General features: G+C 33.2%; 14 protein-coding genes, 17 tRNA genes and 1 pseudogene. All 32 read right to left on the bottom strand.

Going from position 1 to position 20,597, the window contains the following annotated elements; genetic code table 11:
• Window position 1 precedes the first annotated feature (1 nt).
• The gene (ispD, locus tag T473_RS0109130; RefSeq protein ID WP_416361140.1) at window positions 2–688 is read right to left on the bottom strand and encodes a 2-C-methyl-D-erythritol 4-phosphate cytidylyltransferase; all 687 of its coding nucleotides are present in this window, start codon (window positions 686–688) and stop codon (window positions 2–4) included.
• A gap of 46 nt (window positions 689–734) precedes the next feature.
• Window positions 735–1,529, bottom strand: coding sequence for a hypothetical protein (locus T473_RS0109135; RefSeq protein WP_024621635.1), 795 nt, complete (start codon window positions 1,527–1,529; stop codon window positions 735–737).
• Window positions 1,523–2,242, bottom strand: coding sequence for an ABC transporter ATP-binding protein (locus tag T473_RS0109140; protein ID WP_024621636.1), 720 nt, complete (start codon window positions 2,240–2,242; stop codon window positions 1,523–1,525). Before T473_RS0109140 ends, T473_RS0109135 begins: the two co-directional genes overlap by 7 nt.
• Window positions 2,243–2,611: a GntR family transcriptional regulator gene (locus T473_RS0109145; protein WP_024621637.1), complete on the bottom strand. Its 369-nt coding sequence runs from the start codon at window positions 2,609–2,611 to the stop codon at window positions 2,243–2,245.
• Between the two features lie 168 nt (window positions 2,612–2,779).
• On the bottom strand, window positions 2,780–3,871 hold the full coding sequence (locus T473_RS0109150) for a PIN/TRAM domain-containing protein (RefSeq protein WP_024621638.1): 1,092 nt from the start codon (window positions 3,869–3,871) through the stop codon (window positions 2,780–2,782).
• Window positions 3,872–3,956: 85 nt separating this feature from the next.
• Window positions 3,957–5,027, bottom strand: a complete 1,071-nt coding sequence (gene disA, locus T473_RS0109155; protein ID WP_024621639.1) for a DNA integrity scanning diadenylate cyclase DisA — start codon at window positions 5,025–5,027, stop codon at window positions 3,957–3,959.
• Between the two features lie 8 nt (window positions 5,028–5,035).
• Window positions 5,036–6,403, bottom strand: coding sequence for a DNA repair protein RadA (radA, locus tag T473_RS0109160; RefSeq protein ID WP_024621640.1), 1,368 nt, complete (start codon window positions 6,401–6,403; stop codon window positions 5,036–5,038).
• Window positions 6,404–6,547: 144 nt separating this feature from the next.
• Complete coding sequence (locus tag T473_RS0109165; RefSeq protein ID WP_024621641.1) at window positions 6,548–7,105, bottom strand: DUF3841 domain-containing protein; 558 nt, start codon at window positions 7,103–7,105, stop codon at window positions 6,548–6,550.
• 214 nt (window positions 7,106–7,319) lie between these two features.
• Window positions 7,320–9,764 carry an ATP-dependent Clp protease ATP-binding subunit gene (locus T473_RS0109170; protein WP_024621642.1) on the bottom strand — a complete coding sequence of 815 codons (2,445 nt, stop codon included), beginning with the start codon at window positions 9,762–9,764 and terminating at the stop codon, window positions 7,320–7,322.
• Window positions 9,751–10,778, bottom strand: a pseudogene (locus T473_RS20145) (protein arginine kinase). The gene T473_RS0109170 and the pseudogene T473_RS20145 overlap by 14 nt, the downstream one beginning before the upstream one ends.
• A gap of 14 nt (window positions 10,779–10,792) precedes the next feature.
• The gene (locus T473_RS0109180; protein ID WP_024621643.1) at window positions 10,793–11,287 is read right to left on the bottom strand and encodes a UvrB/UvrC motif-containing protein; all 495 of its coding nucleotides are present in this window, start codon (window positions 11,285–11,287) and stop codon (window positions 10,793–10,795) included.
• Between the two features lie 5 nt (window positions 11,288–11,292).
• Window positions 11,293–11,748: a CtsR family transcriptional regulator gene (locus T473_RS0109185; RefSeq protein WP_330369453.1), complete on the bottom strand. Its 456-nt coding sequence runs from the start codon at window positions 11,746–11,748 to the stop codon at window positions 11,293–11,295.
• Window positions 11,749–12,202: 454 nt separating this feature from the next.
• Window positions 12,203–14,152 carry an elongation factor G gene (locus tag T473_RS0109190; protein ID WP_024621645.1) on the bottom strand — a complete coding sequence of 650 codons (1,950 nt, stop codon included), beginning with the start codon at window positions 14,150–14,152 and terminating at the stop codon, window positions 12,203–12,205.
• Window positions 14,153–14,731: 579 nt separating this feature from the next.
• A complete protein-coding gene (locus T473_RS0109195; RefSeq protein WP_024621646.1) occupies window positions 14,732–18,175 on the bottom strand; it encodes a pyruvate carboxylase in 3,444 nt (1,147 codons plus the stop codon).
• 228 nt (window positions 18,176–18,403) lie between these two features.
• Window positions 18,404–18,832, bottom strand: a complete 429-nt coding sequence (locus tag T473_RS0109200; RefSeq protein ID WP_024621647.1) for a hypothetical protein — start codon at window positions 18,830–18,832, stop codon at window positions 18,404–18,406.
• Window positions 18,833–18,983: 151 nt separating this feature from the next.
• Window positions 18,984–19,059: transfer RNA gene (locus T473_RS0109205), tRNA-Val, on the bottom strand.
• 30 nt (window positions 19,060–19,089) lie between these two features.
• A tRNA-Arg gene (locus T473_RS0109210) sits at window positions 19,090–19,166 on the bottom strand.
• 5 nt (window positions 19,167–19,171) lie between these two features.
• Window positions 19,172–19,245: transfer RNA gene (locus T473_RS0109215), tRNA-Cys, on the bottom strand.
• A gap of 23 nt (window positions 19,246–19,268) precedes the next feature.
• Window positions 19,269–19,344 (bottom strand) — tRNA-Lys (locus T473_RS0109220).
• 6 nt (window positions 19,345–19,350) lie between these two features.
• Window positions 19,351–19,427: transfer RNA gene (locus T473_RS0109225), tRNA-His, on the bottom strand.
• Between the two features lie 6 nt (window positions 19,428–19,433).
• Window positions 19,434–19,510, bottom strand: a tRNA-Pro gene (locus T473_RS0109230).
• A 15-nt stretch (window positions 19,511–19,525) separates the two neighbouring features.
• Window positions 19,526–19,602 (bottom strand) — tRNA-Ile (locus T473_RS0109235).
• A gap of 8 nt (window positions 19,603–19,610) precedes the next feature.
• Window positions 19,611–19,687: transfer RNA gene (locus T473_RS0109240), tRNA-Met, on the bottom strand.
• Window positions 19,688–19,691: 4 nt separating this feature from the next.
• Window positions 19,692–19,767, bottom strand: a tRNA-Phe gene (locus T473_RS0109245).
• 2 nt (window positions 19,768–19,769) lie between these two features.
• Window positions 19,770–19,858, bottom strand: a tRNA-Ser gene (locus tag T473_RS0109250).
• A 9-nt stretch (window positions 19,859–19,867) separates the two neighbouring features.
• A tRNA-Gln gene (locus T473_RS0109255) sits at window positions 19,868–19,943 on the bottom strand.
• 11 nt (window positions 19,944–19,954) lie between these two features.
• Window positions 19,955–20,031 (bottom strand) — tRNA-Arg (locus T473_RS0109260).
• Between the two features lie 11 nt (window positions 20,032–20,042).
• Window positions 20,043–20,117 (bottom strand) — tRNA-Gly (locus T473_RS0109265).
• A 13-nt stretch (window positions 20,118–20,130) separates the two neighbouring features.
• Window positions 20,131–20,214 (bottom strand) — tRNA-Leu (locus tag T473_RS0109270).
• A 13-nt stretch (window positions 20,215–20,227) separates the two neighbouring features.
• Window positions 20,228–20,313 (bottom strand) — tRNA-Tyr (locus T473_RS0109275).
• 9 nt (window positions 20,314–20,322) lie between these two features.
• A tRNA-Thr gene (locus T473_RS0109280) sits at window positions 20,323–20,397 on the bottom strand.
• A gap of 48 nt (window positions 20,398–20,445) precedes the next feature.
• Window positions 20,446–20,522 (bottom strand) — tRNA-Asp (locus T473_RS0109285).
• Window positions 20,523–20,597: the final 75 nt, after the last annotated feature.

Genomic DNA, 20,597 nt, shown 5'->3' on the forward strand with positions numbered 1-20,597 from the left:
ATTAAATATCCTGTATTATTTGATTTGCTGTCTTTAAATCTTCTGGGTTCGTTATCTTAATATTTTTTTGAGATCCCATGACCATGCTGACTTTTTGCCCGATTCTTTCTACAAGCATTGAATCATCAGTTCCGTAAAATCCAGACTCGTACGCATCTTCATATGCTTTTTTTATAGTGTCGTACTCAAAAACCTGTGGAGTCTGTGCAGCCCACAGTAAACTTCTATCTGGAGTACTTTCAATTTCCCCATTTTTCACTATTTTTATGGTGTCACTTACTGGAACTCCTACTACTACAGCTTTTTTAATTTTCGCTTCTTCTATAGATTCCGCAATAATTTTATCGTCTACAAATGGTCTAGCTCCATCGTGGATTAAAACTATGTCGCATTTTTCATCTAGTTTTTTTAGACCATTGTATATGGAATCCTGTCTCTCTTTTCCACCGTATGCTATCTTTACGCCTTTGAAATTATACTTATTTATAATATTGTCTAAAAAGTATTCCTCTTCCTCGGGCTTAATACATACAACTATTTCATCTATGTCTTTATTAATGTAAAAAACTTGAATGGTATGCGCAATTACTTCCTTCTCGCCTAGTTTTATAAACTGTTTATTTATTCCAATATTCATTCTTTTTCCGTTTCCGGCAGCTACTACTACTACACTATTCAAGTTTGTCACCTCATATCTATATATATATCTATCTTAAGTTATTCTTAATTAAACATTATTCTAAGTTAAGTTTATTATCTAAAATATAACTTGTTCCGAAGAAAAATGCAAGTACTTGAGCAAGTGTCCATCCCAATACTGATAACATGCCTGGATTGTTATATAAGTGATTGTACACTGGTGTATCTGTATACATATACATGCTGTTGTTAATTCCTGGTATAAACTCTCCTAAAACACTTTGTAAAATCGATAGTACTACCATTATTGCAATAAATGCTGTGAATGCAACTAACTTTCTATGTTTATTAAATGCAGGTAATTGACCCAATGAAAGTACGAAATATATTAAAACTATAAAAGATGCAAATCCTAATATCATTGTAAACATCAATATTAGCAAGTCTAACATATTTTCAAAGTTAAATAACCACTTGAAAAGTTCTCCGAAAGCTTGTGGCATAAATCTAATAACTTCAAATCCACCTGTACTAACCATTATTATAAATAATACAATCATTGCTACTATAAAACTCAGAGCACCGTATATGCAAGAAGATAGGCACTTAGATATTATTAGTTTTTTACTACTTACTGGAAGTGTAAACATTAAATAACCTTCATCTTCTAATAAGTTCTTACTAAATCTTTGTATTATAACCATTATTGTTAAGACAATAAGTGAAATGAACAATCCACCCATGACAAATCCTGATATTCCTTGTGCAAGTAAAGAAGTAGTTTTGCCAGACACCGCTGCTATAATAGAAACAACTATTAGCGCTAAATAAAGCGGTAAAAATGTTCTTGCACTAGCTTTAAGTTCATATTTTAATAATTTTCCTAACATTTGAATTCCTCCCTAAACAATGCATCTATAGATTTTCCTTTTTCCTCTTTGATCTCTTCTACATTCCCTTGTAGAACTATATCTCCATAAGATAAGAATATAATTTCATCACATATATTTTCAATTTCACTTATTAAGTGAGTCGCTATAAGAAGTGTACTGTCTTCATTGTAGTTTTGAAGTATTGTTTTAAGTATATACGATCTTGCTGCAGGGTCAACTCCACCTATTGGCTCATCAAGTATATACAATTCAGCTTTTCTAGACATTACTAGTATTAACTGTACCTTTTCTTTTGTACCCTTTGACATTGTTTTTAATTTTTCTTCAGTATCTATATTTAAATCCTTTAACATTTTTATTGCTTTATCTATGTCAAAATCACTGTAAAAATCAGAGAAAAATTTTATTATATCTTTTACTTTCATCCAATCATTTAAATAAGTTCTTTCTGGCAAATAAGAAACTATTGATCTTGTCTCTATTGAAGGTTTCATACCCTCTATCAAGATTTCACCACTGTCCGGATGTAATAAACCGTTAAGAATTTTTATCATTGTACTTTTACCACTACCATTTGGTCCTAGAAGTCCAACTATCTTTCCTCTTGGTATATTTAAATTAATATTTTTTAAAGCTTCTTTTTTACCATAATTTTTTTGTAAATTTTTAAATTCAGCTACGTATCCTTTATCGACCCTAATACTGTTCATTTAGTTCTCCCCTTTCAAACTCTCAATAATTATTTCTATCATCTGATCTTCATTGTAACCTAGTCTATTTAATATCTCTTTTAATTTTTTTATTTCAATTTTTGCTATATTCTTTTTCATTTCATCTATCTTAGTTTTATCTTCAGTTACAAATCTACCCTTAGTCCTTTGACTGTAAACAAGACCTTCTCTTTCAAGTTCTGAAAGAGCCCTCTGCATAGTATTTGGATTTACCTCAGCATCTTCTGCCATTGTCCTAACTGACTCCAGTCTTGAACCTATCTGTAATTCACCAGAAATTATTTTAAACTTTAAGTATTCAATCAATTGAATATATATAGGCTTATTATTATCAAATTGTAATTCCACTTAGAGCACCTCCTCTGTATTTTTATGTATCACTGTATTAAATTAATCACTGTATTAATCTGTTAATACAATAATACAATGCCTATTATATTCTGTCAACTATTTTTTTAAAAATCTTTATAAAATAAAAATCCCTGAAAATGATCCAGGGATTTAGCTTTTATCTTTTTAGTTTTTTGGCTTTGCAAATATCATCCTACCTGCTGGTGTTTGAAGTACAGATGTAACTAAAACTTTTATAGTCTCGTTCATATGTCTCCTTCCACCATCTACTACAATCATAGTTCCGTCGTCAAGATATGCAATACCCTGCTGAGCTTCCTTACCATCTTTAACAACTTGAACAACCATATCCTCTCCAGGAATTACTACTGGCTTTATAGCATTGGCAAGTTCATTTATATTTAAGACATCTACTCCTTGGAACTGAGCTACTTTATTTAAATTGTAATCGTTAGTAACTACTTTACCATTTAAAACCTGAGCTAGCTTCAGTAATTTACTATCGACTTCAGCAATATCTTCAAAGTCCCTCTCGCTTATCTCAACATCTATATTCAGTTCTTGTTGTATTATGTTTAGTATATCGAGGCCTCTTCTTCCCCTGACCCTCTTTAAGTCATCAGATGAATCGGCAATATGTCTAAGTTCTTCTAAAACAAATGAAGGGATTATTAATGTTCCCTCAACAAAACCTGTTTTACATATATCTGCTATTCTACCGTCAATTATTACACTTGTATCTAATACCTTTGGTGGTATTGGTTTAATTTTTTCTTTTTTTGATTCCTTGTCCTTATCTTTAGGTGATCCTGAAAGTCTAGATAACTTATTTATATTAAATAAGTCATTTTTACTTTTAAGCACAATCTTCATTCCTACATATCCTAAACATAGATAAAGCAGTAAGGATATAACTCCCCCGACTACTGGTATCTTGTCAAAAATACCACTAATTAGGTAAGCAACTACAAATCCGCCAATTATACCTATCGATGCTAGCAAAATATCTACTTGTGGATATTTAGAAAGCTCTTTATCTAAAATCTTTGCGACATCTTTTGTTTTTTTAGATGCCCAAGGCTCAATTAGATAACCTAAGATAGCAATTACAATACCAAATATAATAGCAGCTATGAATCCATATAGTTCTCCACCAAAAGTCAATATGTCAAAAGACTTTGCCAGAGTTGAGTAAGAAGTAAAACCAATTATAAGTCCAATTAAACTAAATACTAGTCTTATGGCTTTCCTTATCAAATTTTCACCCCCCTTGTATTTTAATATTATAGACTAAAGTATACACTATTTACAACATAAATAAGGAAAATTCACCTAAAATTCACTATATCTTCTTATCTAAAAGCACTAGCTGTTGCATTTTAATAAGCTCATTTTTAATGTGTTTAGCCCTTATTTCTCCAACCCCATCAACATCACAAAGCGCATCTAATGATGCATTTAAAACACTCTGAAACTCCTCAAAATATAGCACTAAGTTATCGACAATTGAATTTGGCAATCTATGAATTTTACTCATAATCCTATATCCTTTTGAATTAATTTGCATATCCATATTTTCAGCTGTATCTTTGTATCCAAGAAGTTTTGCTATTTTAGTCAAATCTATTATATCTTCTGAAGAAAGTTTTTTAATATTAGTTTTAAAACCCGAAATATCATCATTAGAAATATTGTAGTCTTTAAATACTTGTTCTAAATCTAAATATGTTGTTCCCATAAGTTCTTCTAGCTGCATACTTACAAGAGTTCCTTCATCTCCAAGTTCTATAACATATTTTTCTATAATATTTGTAACTCTCATTACCAATTCAATTTTTTGCATAACCAATGCTACATCGTAAACAGTAACTAAATTGTTGAATTCTAGTGTATTTAAATTTGCGATAACTTGATCCAAAACGGATTTATACTTCTCTAAAGTTTGTATCGCCTGATTTACTTTAGTAAATATCTTAGATATATCTTCTATTTCATACTTGTGATTTCCTCTATAAATTGTTATAACACTTCTTTTTTGTGAAACACTTATTACAATTGCATCAGTTTGCTTTGCAACCCTCTCAGCTGTTCTATGCCTTGTACCCGTTTCAGATGAAGGTATCGAGTTATCTGGAACTAACTGGACATTTGCGCAAAGTATCTTTTTTAAATTTCCACTTAAAATTATAGCTCCGTCCATTTTTGCAAGTTCGTATAGATAAGCCGATGAATAGTCGGCGTTTATTGTAAAACCTCCGTTGACTAAACTCATAACCTCATCTTTTTTTGAAAGTGCAATTAAAGCACCTGTTTTTGCTTTTAGAACATTGTTTAGACCTCTTCTGAGAGGAGTTCCTGGAGATATCATTTTTAAAGCTTCTAACATATCTTTATTGTTCAAAATATCATCCATATATATAACTAGCCTCCTAACACTATATTTATAGCTTGCCTTAAATTCTCTGCTGGCAAGATTTTTATTCCTTTCGTGTCCTTTACTAAGTCGTAATTGGTCTTCGGAATTACAATTTGTTTAAATCCAAGCTTTTTACATTCTGCTATTCTTTTCTCAATAAAACTTACGGCTCTAATTTCTCCAGTAAGTCCCACCTCACCTGTAACAGCTATATTTTCGTCTACAGCTATATTTTTAAAGCTAGATGCTACAGCAATTGCTATCCCTAAATCTATAGAAGGTTCGTTTATTTTGATTCCTCCTACAATATTTAAGTATACATCTTGATTTTGAATTTGAAGACCAACCCTCTTTTCAAGTACTGCAAGAAGCATTGCAACCCTATTATAGTCTACTCCCGTAGCAGTTCTCTTAGGTATACCAAAACTAGTTGGTGATACAAGCGCCTGAAGCTCTATAAGCATAGGTCTTGTTCCCTCTACTGTAGAAATTATTACAGATCCCGAAACGTCTTTTGGCTTTTCTGAAATAAGCACTTTTGAAGGATTTTCAAGTTCTTCTAGACCAGTGTCTCTCATTTCAAAAACTCCTAGTTCATTGGTAGATCCAAATCTATTTTTTACGGCTCTAACTAGTCTGTAAGTATTGTACCTTTCACCTTCGAAGTATAAAACAGTATCCACCATATGTTCCAGTAATTTAGGTCCAGCTAATGAGCCTTCTTTTGTTACGTGACCAACTAAAAAAGTAGATATTCCCATTTTTTTAGCTATTTTCATAAACTTAGAAGTTCCTTCTCTTATCTGGCTTACTGTACCAGGAGCAGACGCTATATCAGGACTGTAAACAGTTTGAATAGAGTCGAGTATTATCATCTCAGGATCTATTTTATCTAGTTGAGCCTCAATTAGATTTAAATTGTTCTCTGCAAATATATACAAGTTGTTTGAGTTTATTCCAAGTCTTTGAGCTCTCATCTTTATTTGAGATTCGGATTCCTCTCCTGTAATGTACAGAACTCTTTTTCCAGACTCTGCAACATTGCTAGAAACTTGAATAAGCAAAGTGGATTTCCCTATTCCAGGATCTCCTCCAACAAGTACCAAAGATCCCTTTACAACTCCACCTCCGAGAACTCTATCCAACTCATTTATACTAGTGCTAAATCTCTCTTCATTTTTTGATTCAATAGTGTTTATTGACATTGGCTTAGAGCTAGATTTATCCACTATGAATGTCTCTTTTTTTGCGCTTTTATCATCTATTTCCTCTACAAATGTATTCCATTTTGTACATTCAGGGCACTTTCCTAGCCATTTAGCTACTTCATAACCACAGTTTTGACATACATATTTTGTTTTAATCTTTGCCATTATTATCTTCCCCTATTTTTTGAATATTAGTTATATATTTTAATATTTTCCATTAATTTATTTTATTTCAGTTTAAACTAATCTTGTATATTAATATTAACATATGTTCGATTGTTATGTTGGATTTATAATATATAAAAGCTTTTATTTGCTTATCTTAGTTATCCATTCTTTTTTTATTTCCCACAGAGTTCCCACCCTTGCATCACTTAATATTATGCTATCGTCAAATAACCTTTCCCAGCTTTTTACTATTTTATTTTTTATATTTGGATAGAAATTGCTCATATATGCTTTTGTATCATCTATTCCATATGATTTGAGAAATTTTGCATGATTTTCTTCGTCCTCTTTGTCTTTTGCAATATACATATAGTTTACTATATAGCCCCATTTATCCAAATCCATTGTGATAAGAAGATTCTCATCTACTTCAATTTCAAGAAGCACATTTCCTTCGCTATTTGGAATTTTAGATTCTTCTGTAACGCTTACCCAGATTGGAAATACAACGTCATCTGGAACAGGTACAATTTCTTTTGCCATATTTCTAAACCAGTTATAAGAGTTAAAATACAAATTAGAGTGATCTTCCATCTTATTTTCTATATATTCTTTTTTTACTATGTATCTGCCATTATCATTTAAGTCTTTAAGTATATCTTTATGCTGCTTTGTCCAAACCTTAACCTTTTTCGACATAAACTGCACTCCTTTAAATGTATAAATTTATTAGATCCGTCCTTTAATTATACCATTACTTACTATGTACTCATTTTTATTATTACCTTATTGTTATAACCTTTTATTAAAATAGTTTTTTGAATTATGGATATTAAAATTAAAATAAAAAAGCTACTCCAAAGCTAAATAAATACCTTTGGAATAACCTTTAAATATAAATAGTATAAATTATCTAATTCATAGTAAATACAATTTTATCGTTTTCTACGTCCGCAACTACTTTACTTCCTTTTTTAACATCACCTTTTAAAATAGCTTCAGATAACTCGTCTTCAAGGGCCTTCTGAATTGCTCTTTTAAGCGGTCTTGCTCCGTACTCAAGATCAGTACCTTCTTTTGAAATCAAATCTACAGCTTCACTACTAATATCCAAGTCTATATCCATATCTTTAAGTCTGTTTATCACTTCTTTGGCCATTAGTTTTACTATCTTGCCTATATCTTCTTTTGATAATGAGTGGAATACAACTATATCGTCAATTCTGTTTAAAAACTCTGGTCTAAATTTGTTTTTAAGCTCACCCATTATGTTTTCTTTCATTTTTTCATATTTATTTTTAGCCTCATTTTCTGCTTTTCCTGTAGAGAACCCCATAACTTTCTCTTTTCGTATAGTAGATGCTCCTACATTTGATGTCATTATTATTATTGTATTTTTAAAGTCAACTGTTCTTCCTTTTGAATCTGTAAGTCTTCCGTCGTCAAGTATTTGAAGTAGTATATTAAACACATCTGGATGCGCTTTTTCTATCTCGTCAAATAGTATTACTGAATAAGGAGATCTTCTCACTTTTTCTGTTAATTGACCACCTTCATCATGACCTACATATCCTGGAGGTGAACCTATCATTCTAGATACTGCATGTTTTTCCATATACTCAGACATATCTATCCTTATGATTTGGTTTTCGTCACCAAATTGAACTTCTGCAAGTGCCTTAGATAATTCAGTTTTACCTACACCAGTTGGCCCTAGGAACAGAAATGAACCTATTGGTCTGTTTGGATCTTTAAGACCTGCTCTCGATCTTCTTATAGCTCTAGAGATAGATTCCACAGCTTGCTCTTGACCTATTACTCTATTGTGAAGTTTTTCTTCCAGATTCAGAAGTTTGTCTGCTTCTTCCTCTACTATTGTATTTACTGGTATACCAGTCCACAATCCAACTACATCTGCTATCACTTCGCTGTTCACCAAATCAGCATTTTTAGAAGATTTATTCCAATTTTCCCTAACTTCTTTTAGTTTATTTTTAAGGTAACTTTGTTTATCTCTTATCTTAGCCGCATTTTCAAAGTCTTGGCATCTTACTGCCTCTTCTTTTTCTTTATCTATACTCTCAATTTCTGATTCTATCTCTTTGATTTCAGAAGGTGGAGTATTTTCTTTTAATCTAACCCTTGAAGCAGCTTCGTCGATTAAGTCTATTGCTTTATCCGGTAAATATCTATCGGTAATATATCTAACTGATAGCTCTACTGCTGATTTTATAGCTTCATCAGTTATCTTTACTTTATGATGAGCTTCATATTTATCTCTAAGACCTTCTAGTATTTTAACAGCATCTTCTTTTGTAGGCTCATTGACCATTACCGGTTGGAATCTTCTTTCAAGAGCTGCATCTTTTTCTACATGTTTTCTGTATTCATCTATTGTAGTAGCTCCTATAATTTGCATTTCACCTCTTGCAAGGGCTGGCTTTAGTATATTTGAAGCATCTATAGATCCTTCACCTGTAGTTCCTGCGCCGATTATAGTGTGCATTTCATCTATAAACAGAATTATATTTCCATTTTCGATAACTTCATCTACTACATCTTTGACTCTCTCTTCAAATTCACCTCTGTACTTTGCACCAGCTAAAAGCGATCCCATATCAAGAGTGTAGATTGTTTTGTTTTTCAATGTATCAGGTACATTTCCATTTGAAATATCTGTTGCTAACCCCTCTATTATCGCAGTTTTACCTACACCAGGATCCCCTATAAGTACAGGATTATTTTTAGTTCTTCTACTTAAAATTTGTATGATTCTCTCAATTTCTTTAGATCTTCCGATTACAGGATCCACTTTGTTTTGTTTTGCGTATTGAGTTAAATTTTTTCCGTATTTTTCAAGTGTTTTAGCTCCCTTTTCACTATTGTTTGACGTGTAACTATTATTTTCACCTTCGCTTTTACTTCCCATTCCCATCATATCAACTGTAGCTTGAGCTAATGTTCTGTCATTCACTCCAGCTGCATGGAGAATTCTATTTGCAATTCCTTCACCTTCTTGAATTACAGCTAAAAGAATGTGCTCTGTACCAATATAATTTGTCTGTAGTTTATTTGAAAACATTCCAGATAACTCTAGTATTTGCTTGCTTCTAGGGCTAAAAGGTACATCTTCTGTGATAGGATCTCCTTGCCCTTCAATTTCTACAATTCTGCTCTCTAAGTACTCTTCTGTAATACCTGCCTCTTTAAGTACTTTAGCAGCCACTCCTTCACCTTCTTCTAAAAGACCGAATAAAAGATGTTCACTTCCCACTATGTTGTGCCCTAGTCTCTTAGAAAATTCCATTGCTAAATCTATTGCTTTTTTTGCTCTTTGCGTAAACTTATTGAAGTTCATAATTTGCACCTCCAACTTTTAATTTTTTTAGCGTTTCTCTAATATATTTTGCTCTATTTATGTCTCTATTTTTTATCTCTGCATTTTCAAACATAGTGCTTTGATGCGCTGGTTGAATATTTATCATAAGTTTATCTAAGTCGTCTAGTTTTATATTTTCTATATATCCCATCTCAACTCCTACCTTAACTACAGATAAATATCCCATGGCTTCCGATGTGTCGATTATTCTAGCTCCTTCAAGTAGCCCTAAAGCTCTAAATATCTTATCTTCAAGTTTTATACCCCAGGTTTTCTTGATCATCTCTCTCGCTTGGAGTTCTTTAGATACTATATCGGTCGCCATACCTTTTATATTTTCTATAGTATTTTTTTCAGTTCTTCCCAGTGTAAGTTGGTTTGAAATTTGATAAATATTTCCTAAAGCTTCTGTTCTCTCTCCGTATATCCCTCTAACTGCAACACCTATTTGAGAGGATACCTTATATACATCGTTTATATATCTCAATTGAGTAAGTGCAGGTAAGTGAATCATCACCGATGCCTCATTCCTGTACCAGTATTTGTAGGGCAAGAAGTTAAATACCCCAATTTCACATCAAATGCGTATTCTAACGTCTCTTCAAGGAAATCGTCTATTTTATTTGCTATTTCGTAAGCTTTTTCTAATTCTAAACCATCACACATTGTCTGTATTCTAATATGGTCTTCTTCGTTGATCATTATACTGACTGTCTCATCTTTTTTTACCAAAACAGCACCATTTACATTACTTGCTAAATCCGGACTTATAAGATGATTTTCAACCATACATATTTTTTTCAGTTGGCTTAAATCAGCCATTTTGTAGAAATCATATTCTCTTTCTAGTCCGCTATTATCTTTGAAGAGGGCTTCCTTAACTTTATCAATGACTTCTGAAGACTTATCTTCATCAAGTCTATTTGGAAATGGAAAGTCCGCTAGATTTCTAGCAAGTCTCACTCTAGATTTTATAACTATTTTATTTTCCACAACCTATCTCCCTCCTAATCTATTGAATCCTCCAAAGTTTTAATTTTATCTCTTAATTTTGCAGCTTCTTCGTAATCCTCAGATTTTACTGCTCTATCCAATTCTTCTTTAATTTTTTTTACTTCATTTTTTACACTTATACTGTGATAAGATTTTTTAGGCGCTTTACCAACATGATCTAAATGACCGTGAATATTTTGAAGCATAGGATTTATCTGACTGCTAAATGCTTCGTAGCAATCACTACATCCAAATCTACCAGTATTCTTAAAGTCGCTGTAAGTGCTATTGCATGTTGGGCATATAAGCTTGCTTTCAGCTTCTTTTTCAGGTTGAAATCCTAATTTTGATATTACATCCATCATAGAAAATGGCATATTAAAATCAAAATCAACATTTGTGTACTCTTTTGCACACTCACTGCATAAGTATTTTTCTAATTTCTCACCATTTATATTTTCATTGTAGTAAACTGATGCTTTATTTTTATTACATTCTTGACATAACATAATTATCACTCTCCCGTGTTAATTAAAAGTATTATTAAATTTTTTAATATGCTTGCCCTCACTTTTTCCTTCATATCGCAAATTGGAATAATCAGTGATTTTTCATCAATCGAGGACAGTATTATCTTTGACTCTCTTTCGGTAATTAATTCAGTATCTTTTAAGTTTTCTACAATATCTTTAGCTCTTTTAAAAGATATCTGGTTTCCTATCTTTTCATTGAGAAGGTCTTTTATATAGTCCTTTTTGTTTTGCTGTATTTTTGCAATCTGAACATATCCTCCTCCACCTTGCTTGCTCTCTACAAAATACCCTCTATCTAAGGTAAACCTTGTTGTAAGAACATAATTTATCTGAGATGGGACACAAGAAAACAAACTCGCAAGCTCGTTCCTTTGAATCTGAATTGAATTACTTTCCTTCATTAATTCCTTTATAAAATTCTCTATTATATCAGTCATTGTCGCCACTTTTATCACCACTTACTTTCTTTTGACTATCTTTGACTACTATTTTACACCTTTTTGATTTTTTGTAAAGTGTCTAATAAATAATTTTTAATATTTTTATAAATTATTTTATAACATTATTATTTATAGCAGTTTTATGCACTTTGTAATATACTTTTTACCACAAAAAGACAGAGTTTAATCGATACTCTGCCTTTTTGTTATTTTATTTAATATGTTTTTAAGTTTAATATGAAATTATACTAATTATTTATTATCTATTGATATACTTACCTGAGAAAGTCTTTCTGATATCTTTACTGCTGTATCATATTTGATTTTTACCTTTATATATTTGAATATAAAGGTTTTTTATCATCGTTTAATAAAAAGTTGATTCACTATTAAAGTGGAATCAACTTTTTATATTTTTCTTTATTTATTATTATATAAATATCCACAGCTATTATGAAAGGGCTTTTTCTTTCTTAAGATTTCCAGATTCCTCAATTATTTTCTCTGATAAGTGTTGTGGAACCTCTCCATAACTCTCTAATTCCATTTCAAATACCCCTCGACCTTGAGTCAAAGATCTCAAATCTATTGCATACTTAAATGTCTCGGCCTGTGGCGCAAGAGCAAATATAATTTGTTTGCCTTTTCCGTCTGGCTCCATTCCAAGAATCTTACCTCTTCTCTTATTTATATCTCCCATTACATCACCCATATAGTCGTCTGGAACTGTTATCTTGAGCTTCATAATTGGCTCAAGCAGTATTGGGTCTGCTTCTTCCATTCCCTTTTTAAAAGCTACACTAGCAGCCATTTTAAATGCCATCTCAGATGAATCAACATCGTGATACGATCCATCGTAAAGAACCGCTTTTATATTAGTAACAGGGAATCCCCCTAATATACCTTTTGACATTGAATCTTTTAATCCTTTTTCTACTGCTGGAACATATTGTCTTGGAACCGAGCCTCCAAATAGTTCCTCGGAAAAATCAAAATCATCTATAGATCTTGAGAATCTTATCTTAACATCGCCGTATTGTCCATGGCCTCCAGATTGCTTCTTATACTTACCTTGAACATCCGCACTTCCTTTTACAGTCTCCTTATATGGAACTTTTAGATCGGTCAATGATACATCTACTCCAAATTTATCCTTCATTCTATTTTTGATAGTCTTTATATGTAGCTCCCCTTGACCGCCAAGTAGTGACTGTCTGGTATCCACATTTCGGAACCAATGAAGTGTTGGGTCCTCTTCAACAAGTTTATTTAAAATTGTTCCTACCTTATCTTCGTCGCCTTTATTTTTAGTTTCAACGGCGTAATATATCTGTGGTTTCGGAAAACCAATACCCTCTCGTAAGTCTGCATTTTTATCTGTAGACAGTGAATCACCTGTTTTTAATGAATCAACCTTAGTAACTACTACAATATCTCCGCCTTTAGCTTTTTTTATATTTACAAGCTCACCATTTTTTAAAGTATAAAGTCCTGCTAATCTTTCTTTATTTTTTTTGTTCAAGTTATAGAACTCTGTATCTTTAGTTATCTCTCCGTCTACAATTTTTATATAAGACATCTTTCCTACAAAAGGATCCATTAAAGTTTTGAATACAAAACCGTTAAATCCTTTTTTATTTTCTTTAACTCTAGGGGCCAAGAAGTTTGTAATCGTATCTAAAATTTCTTTTGTACCTATATTGTTTATAGTCGATCCACATATTACAGGAATTATATCTCCTCTTTGAATACCTATTATAATTCCTCTCTGGATCTCTTCTTTGGTAAGCTCTTCTCCGCTAAAGTACTTGTCTAGTATTTCATCATCAGTCTCTGCTATTAACTCCATAAGTGCTTCTCTAACACTTACTGCTTGCTCTTTGAAATCGCCTTCTAAATCATCTACATTTTCAAATACATTGTAAAGCTTAACAAACTCTTTATCCTTGTATATAGGACTTATCATAGGTACTATCTTATTGTTGTACTTATCTCTAAGCATTGCTATTGCATCTTTATATCTAGCTTTTTCATTATCTATTTTATTAATAAACATTATTTTAGGCATATTTTCAGTTAACTCTAGCGATTTTTCTGTACCAACTTGAATTGGCGAAGTTGCATCAATTACTATCACTGACGCATCACTAGCACTAAGAGCTGAAATCACATCTCCATTAAAGTCAAAATACCCTGGTGTGTCCAATAAATTAAATTTATAGTCGTTGTATTCAATAGGTTTTAACGACATGTGGTAAGTCATGTTTGCTTTATCTGTCAGTTTTGGGATTTTATTTGTATTTGCTGTGTAAGCTATTGTTTCTATAAGATTAGTCTTACCGCATCCACTGTGTCCAAGTACTGCTACATTTCTCAACTTGTTGCTCTCATAGACTTTCATATAAGCACCCACCTTTAATTATGTATTTTGTTTTTATTTCCTAAGAAATACCTTCTAATATTTTATTAATAATTTTTGAAAATAGTACAGATATCAATAAAGTATTTCTATATACACCCCTCAAACCCCTTCTATATTTTGAATATTCTATCATACTTATAAATTTGAGAAATAAAAAATGACAATAATGGACGACATTGTTACTATTTTTGATTATTAAAATGCCATAGTTCCTACTGAAAAGGATTTTAACACATTACTATCTTTTACCATTTAATTCTTTACTACATAAATATATTTTGAATCTTTATTTGTATAAAAATGCTATACAATTTTGCATTTGTCTCATTTCTATCCATTCCAAATAGTCTTGTTACATTTGAAACTTATCTTTCTTAATTTTTTTTTAGATTTCTCTAATTTCATATCGTTTTTATTTGTATTGCAATCCTTTTTAATAATATAAGACGCATTATTAGGTTATTTTATTAGTTTGTTATAATTAAGCATCTTATATTACGATAAAAAGAGAGTTAATATTTAAATTAACTCTCTACTTTTGTTATATAAAATTATATTTTATTCTGAAATTTCGCTTGTCATCATTAATAACTGTTTATCTACAACCATGTCATTTTGAGCAACTTTGATAGACTTAATTACTCCAGCAGCTTTAGCAACTATATTTGTTTCCATTTTCATAGCTTCTATAACAATCAACGGTTGATTTGCAGTTACAGTATCCCCTTCTTTTACAAGTATCTTTACAACCTTACCAGGTATGCTTGCTCCAACTTGATGAGGATCACTCATATCAGCTTTTTCGATATTTGCGACTTGACCAGTGTAATTAGTGTCTTTGATCTCAACTTCTCTAAACATTCCGTTAAGCTCAAATCCGATAGTTCTCATTCCATCTTCTTTAACTTCACCAATTTCAACTAATCTTATTGTTAAAACTTTTCCTTCTTCTATCTCAACTTCACATTCTTCATTTTTGTTTAGTCCATAGAAGAATACATCACTTTCAAGTTTTGATATATCATTGTACTCTTCAAGATGACCTAAATAGTCTTCATAAACTTTTGGATACAGAGCGTAGCTCAATATATTTCTGATGTTAGCTTCCATTTTGTATTTGTCTTCTAAGTGTTCTTTTATCTTACCGAAGTCTTCATCTGGAAGTAAAGATCCTGGTCTCTCAGTTATAGCTTTTTCACCTTTCAGAACAACTTCTGATAAGTCTTTTGGTATTCCACCTTCAGGTTGACCTATCATACCTTTACAGAAATCAACAACCGAATCAGGGAATGATAAATTCTTTCCTTCTTCTATTATATTTTCTTGTGTAAGCTTGTTCTTAGTCATAAATATAGCTAAGTCTCCAACTACTTTTGAAGATGGTGTAACTTTTATTATATCTCCAACTACTTGGTTTGCTACTTTGTAGTTAGCTTTTACTTCATCAAATCTATTTACTAGACCTAAACTATCTGCCTGTGGCTTAAGGTTAGTGTACTGTCCACCTGGTATTTCGTAGTTATATATTTCTGCATATGAAGTAGTTAAATCACTTTCAAATTTTCCATATACTTTTCTTAAATCTTTGTAGTACATGCTCAGCTCATCATATCCGTATAAGTCGATATTAGTGTCTCTTTCTGTATTTCTAAGAGCCTCAACAATAGCGTTTAATGATGGTTGACTTGTTATACCTGCAACAGATTCTAATGCAGCATCTACTATATCAACACCCGCTTCAGAAGCCATTAAACATGTAGCAACACCATTTCCACTTGTATCGTGTGTGTGTAGGTGTATTGGAGTCTTAACATTTTTCTTAAGCTCTTTAATTAGCATATACGCAGAGTATGGTTTTAAAAGGCCTGACATGTCTTTTATTGCTATTATATCAGCTCCAAGACTTTCAAGCTCTTGTGCCATTCTTACATAGTACTCCATATTGTACTTAGTCTTAGTTTTATCTAGTACATCACCAGTATAGCATATTGCCGCTTCAGCAATTTTTCCCGTTTCAAGAGCTGTCTCTAAAGATGGTTTTATATTCTCTATCCAGTTTAATGAGTCAAATATTCTAAACACATCTATACCTTGTTTAGCTGATTCTTTAGTAAACTCTGCTATTAGATTGTCTGGGTAGTTTTTGTAACCTACACCGTTTGATGCTCTAAGTAACATTTGGAACATTATGCTCGGTATTTCTTCTCTTAATTTTTGAAGTCTTCTCCATGGTGACTCTTTAAGGAATCTATAAGCAACATCATAAGTCGCTCCACCCCACATCTCTAGTGAAAATAAATCTTTCATGTATTTCTCAGTTGCAGGCGCTGCTTGAAGTAAATCGTAAGTTCTAAGTCTTGTAGCAAGAAGCGACTGATGAGCATCTCTCATAGTTGTGTCAGTTAAAAGAATCTTTTTATCATTTTTAATCTTTTCTAAGTATTTCTCTTTTCCTAATTTGTAGAATAAATCTCTACTTCCCTCTGTTTGGATCGCGGGTACTTCTAATCTTGGCTCGTGTAGTGCATCAAAGAATGGTTTTTCTTTACATGCGTTGTCATTGACTACAACATCACCTATAAATTGAAGTAATTTAGTACCTCTATCTTTGCTCTCTCTTATATCGAATAATTCTGGGTTCTCGTCTATAAATTTAGTACTGCACTGACCATGTAGGAACTTATCGTTGTTTAGTACATTTATTAAGAATCCAATATTCGTTTTAACACCTCTAACTCTAAATTCTCTTATAGATCTTAAAGTCTTACTAACAGCTCCCTTAAAAGTTCTATCCCATGATATAGTCTTTACTAGCAAACTGTCATAGTGAGGGCTTATATTAGATCCTGTAAACCCATTCCCACCATCTAGTCTTATACCAAAACCTGATCCTGTTCTATAAACTTGAATTTTTCCTGTATCAGGCATAAATTGATTTTTAGGATCTTCAGTAGTTATTCTACATTGTATAGAGTAACCCCTTACTTCAACACTATCCTGTGATTTTATATCTATCTCATCACTGTCTAGAGCATATCCTTGAGCTATTAGTATCTGGCTTTGAACTATATCAATTCCAGTGACCATTTCTGTTACAGTGTGCTCAACTTGAACTCTAGTATTCATCTCTATAAAATAATGCTCTCCACTAGCATCTACTAAGAACTCTAGTGTACCTGCATTTATATATCCAACGTGTTTTGCAAGCTTAACTGCATCATCACATATAGCTTTTCTAATTTTATCATCTAATGAAAATGCTGGAGCGTACTCTATTATCTTTTGATGTCTTCTCTGTACTGAACAGTCTCTCTCATATAGATGAACTACATTTCCATGCTCATCTCCAAGTATCTGTACCTCAATATGCTTAGGATCTGATATATATTTTTCTATAAATATTATATCTTCACCAAAAGCCTTTCTAGATTCACTACAAGCAGTTTCATACTCTAATTCTAAATCTTCCTCACGAGTTACGATTCTTATTCCTCTACCGCCACCGCCGTTAGAAGCTTTTATCATCACAGGGTAACCAATTTTTTTAGCAATTTCTTTTGCTTCATCAGTAGATTTGATAGCTTTATCTACACCAGGTATTGTAGGAACCTCTACCTCATGTGCGATCTTCTTAGAGTTTATTTTATCTCCCATCATATGCATAATATCTGATGATGGTCCTATAAATGTAATTCCCTCTTCTTCACATCTACGTGCAAACTCAGCATTTTCAGCTAAAAACCCATATCCAGGATGTATAGCATCTACTTTCTTTCTCTTTGCTAAATCTATTATTCCATCAATATCTAAATAAGCATCTATAGGACCTTTATCTTCTCCTATAAGATACGATTCATCAGCTTTTGTTCTAAATAAACCATATTTATCTTCTTTACTATATATTCCAACACTTTTTATACCTAATTCAGAGCAAGCTCTAAATACTCTGATAGCAATTTCGCCTCTATTTGCAACTAACACTTTGTTAAACTTTTTAAGCATATGGCATTCTTCTCCTTTTAAAAATATATAATATAAAGAGTATAGACTAAATTACTTTATTTTTGAATACTTTTTCGCAAGTTCCTTAATTAATAAGACAAATACGTATAAAGAAGTAATTTTCCATATGTAATATTCGATTTTACCAATCATTTTTTAAGGGTTCTTTTTACGAAAAATTACAGTTTATACTAAATATGAATTATTTTATATATAAATTTCTTCTTTTTAATCCACTTGTGATAGCAATCTTTTTAAAACATCTGTAAGCTTGATTAAACCTAAGTCTGTATGCGATATTGCAACCACTATTTTAATGCAATTTTCTGATAAATCGAATTTGTACGATCTATATTTCATTATTGTGTATTTAGGCATTAATTTTTCTATACTTAAAACAAGATTTTCACTTAAATTCATATAAACCTCGAACTTTTCCTCTTCATCCATACCTTTTACTTCATCCTTAATAAACTTTCCTTCTTTATCTAAAATTTTGTCTAATTCATCTATATCAACTTTGAGTTTGTATGCAAGAACATCTTCTCTTTTAGATGCTTTAGATAAATCTGTTTCTACTTCAAATACACTGTTTTCTTTTATACTAGACTTTAACTCTTCACTGTCCACTATATCCATCCCTATAATAATATACAAAGTCGCTTCCTCCTAAAAATATCTCTATTTTTTTTAATATATTTTTTATTGCCGTGCTGATTTAATTTATTTAATCTCTATGATGTTTTTCCGCTTTTAATAATATTGAATAAAACAAAATCCTCTAGCAAATATTCACTAGAGGATGAAATGGTGGGATTAACAGGGCTCGAACCTGTGACCCCCTGCTTGTAAGGCAGGTGCTCTCCCAGCTGAGCTATAATCCCTTACAAAGTAGTCTCTTATATAAACTTATATGGTGCGCCCAAAGGGACTCGAACCCCTAACCTTCTGATTCGTAGTCAGACACTCTATCCAGTTGAGCTATGGGCGCAATATTGGAGGCGACACCCAGATTCGAACTGAGGATCAAGGAGTTGCAGTCCACTGCCTTACCACTTGGCTATGTCGCCGCCTTATAAAATTACAATTAATCTGGTGATCTATCCGAGGATCGAACTCGGGACACCCTGATTAAGAGTCAGGTGCTCTACCAGCTGAGCTAATAGACCTTATTTTGGGGTGGATAATGAGATTCGAACTCACGGCCTCCAAAGCCACAATCTGGCGCTCTAACCAACTGAGCTATACCCACCACTATTGGTCGAGGTGAAGGGACTCGAACCCCCGGCCCCATGGTCCCAAACCATGTGCGCTACCAAACTGCGCTACACCTCGAAAATAACTTAAATGTGGTGGACCATCAGGGACTCGAACCCCAGACCTACCGGTTATGAGCCGGGCGCTCTAACCAACTGAGCTAATGGTCCACATTTATTGGTAGCGGTAACAGGAGTCGAACCTGTGACCTTTCGGGTATGAACCGAACGCTCTAGCCAACTAAGCTATACCGCCACACTGGTGCCCAAAGGCGGAATCGAACCACCGACACGGGGATTTTCAATCCCCTGCTCTACCGACTGAGCTATTTGGGCTCTGGCGGAGAGGGTGGGATTCGAACCCACGGTGCCGTTAAGCATCACTGGTTTTCAAGACCAGCTCCTTAAACCACTCGGACACCTCTCCGTATTTAACTGGCAGGGGATGCAGGACTCGAACCTACGCATGCAGCAGTCAAAGTGCTGTGCCTTACCGACTTGGCGAATCCCCTATTTATTTAAATGGTGAGCGCACAGGGATTCGAACCCCGGACACACGCCTTAGAAGGGCGTTGCTCTATCCAGCTGAGCTATGCACCCACATTGTGATATGGAGCGGGAAACGAGATTCGAACTCGCGACATCGACCTTGGCAAGGTCGCGCTCTACCACTGAACTATTCCCGCGAAATAAATAAAATGGTGCGGATGAAGGGAGTCGAACCCCCACGCCAAAGGCGCTAGATCCTAAGTCTAGTGCGTCTGCCAATTCCGCCACATCCGCATCTTATTTATTCTGGTGGAGGATGGTGGATTCGAACCACCGAAAGCGAAGCTAACAGATTTACAGTCTGCCCCCTTTGGCCAACTCGGGAAATCCTCCATGTTTTTGTGGAGCTGGTGATAGGAATCGAACCTACAACCTGCTGATTACAAGTCAGCTGCTCTACCGTTGAGCCACACCAGCACAAAAATTTAAAATGCTATTTATATTATTTAGTTAATAAAATTAGTTTGGCGACCTGGAAGGGGTTCGAACCCTCGACCTCCAGCGTGACAGGCTGGCATTCTAACCAACTGAACTACCAGGCCGCAAATGGTGGGATTAACAGGGCTCGAACCTGTGACCCCCTGCTTGTAAGGCAGGTGCTCTCCCAGCTGAGCTAT

It is taken from the genome of Clostridioides mangenotii TR (assembly GCF_000498755.1).
Lineage (GTDB): Bacteria > Bacillota > Clostridia > Peptostreptococcales > Peptostreptococcaceae > Metaclostridioides > Metaclostridioides mangenotii_A.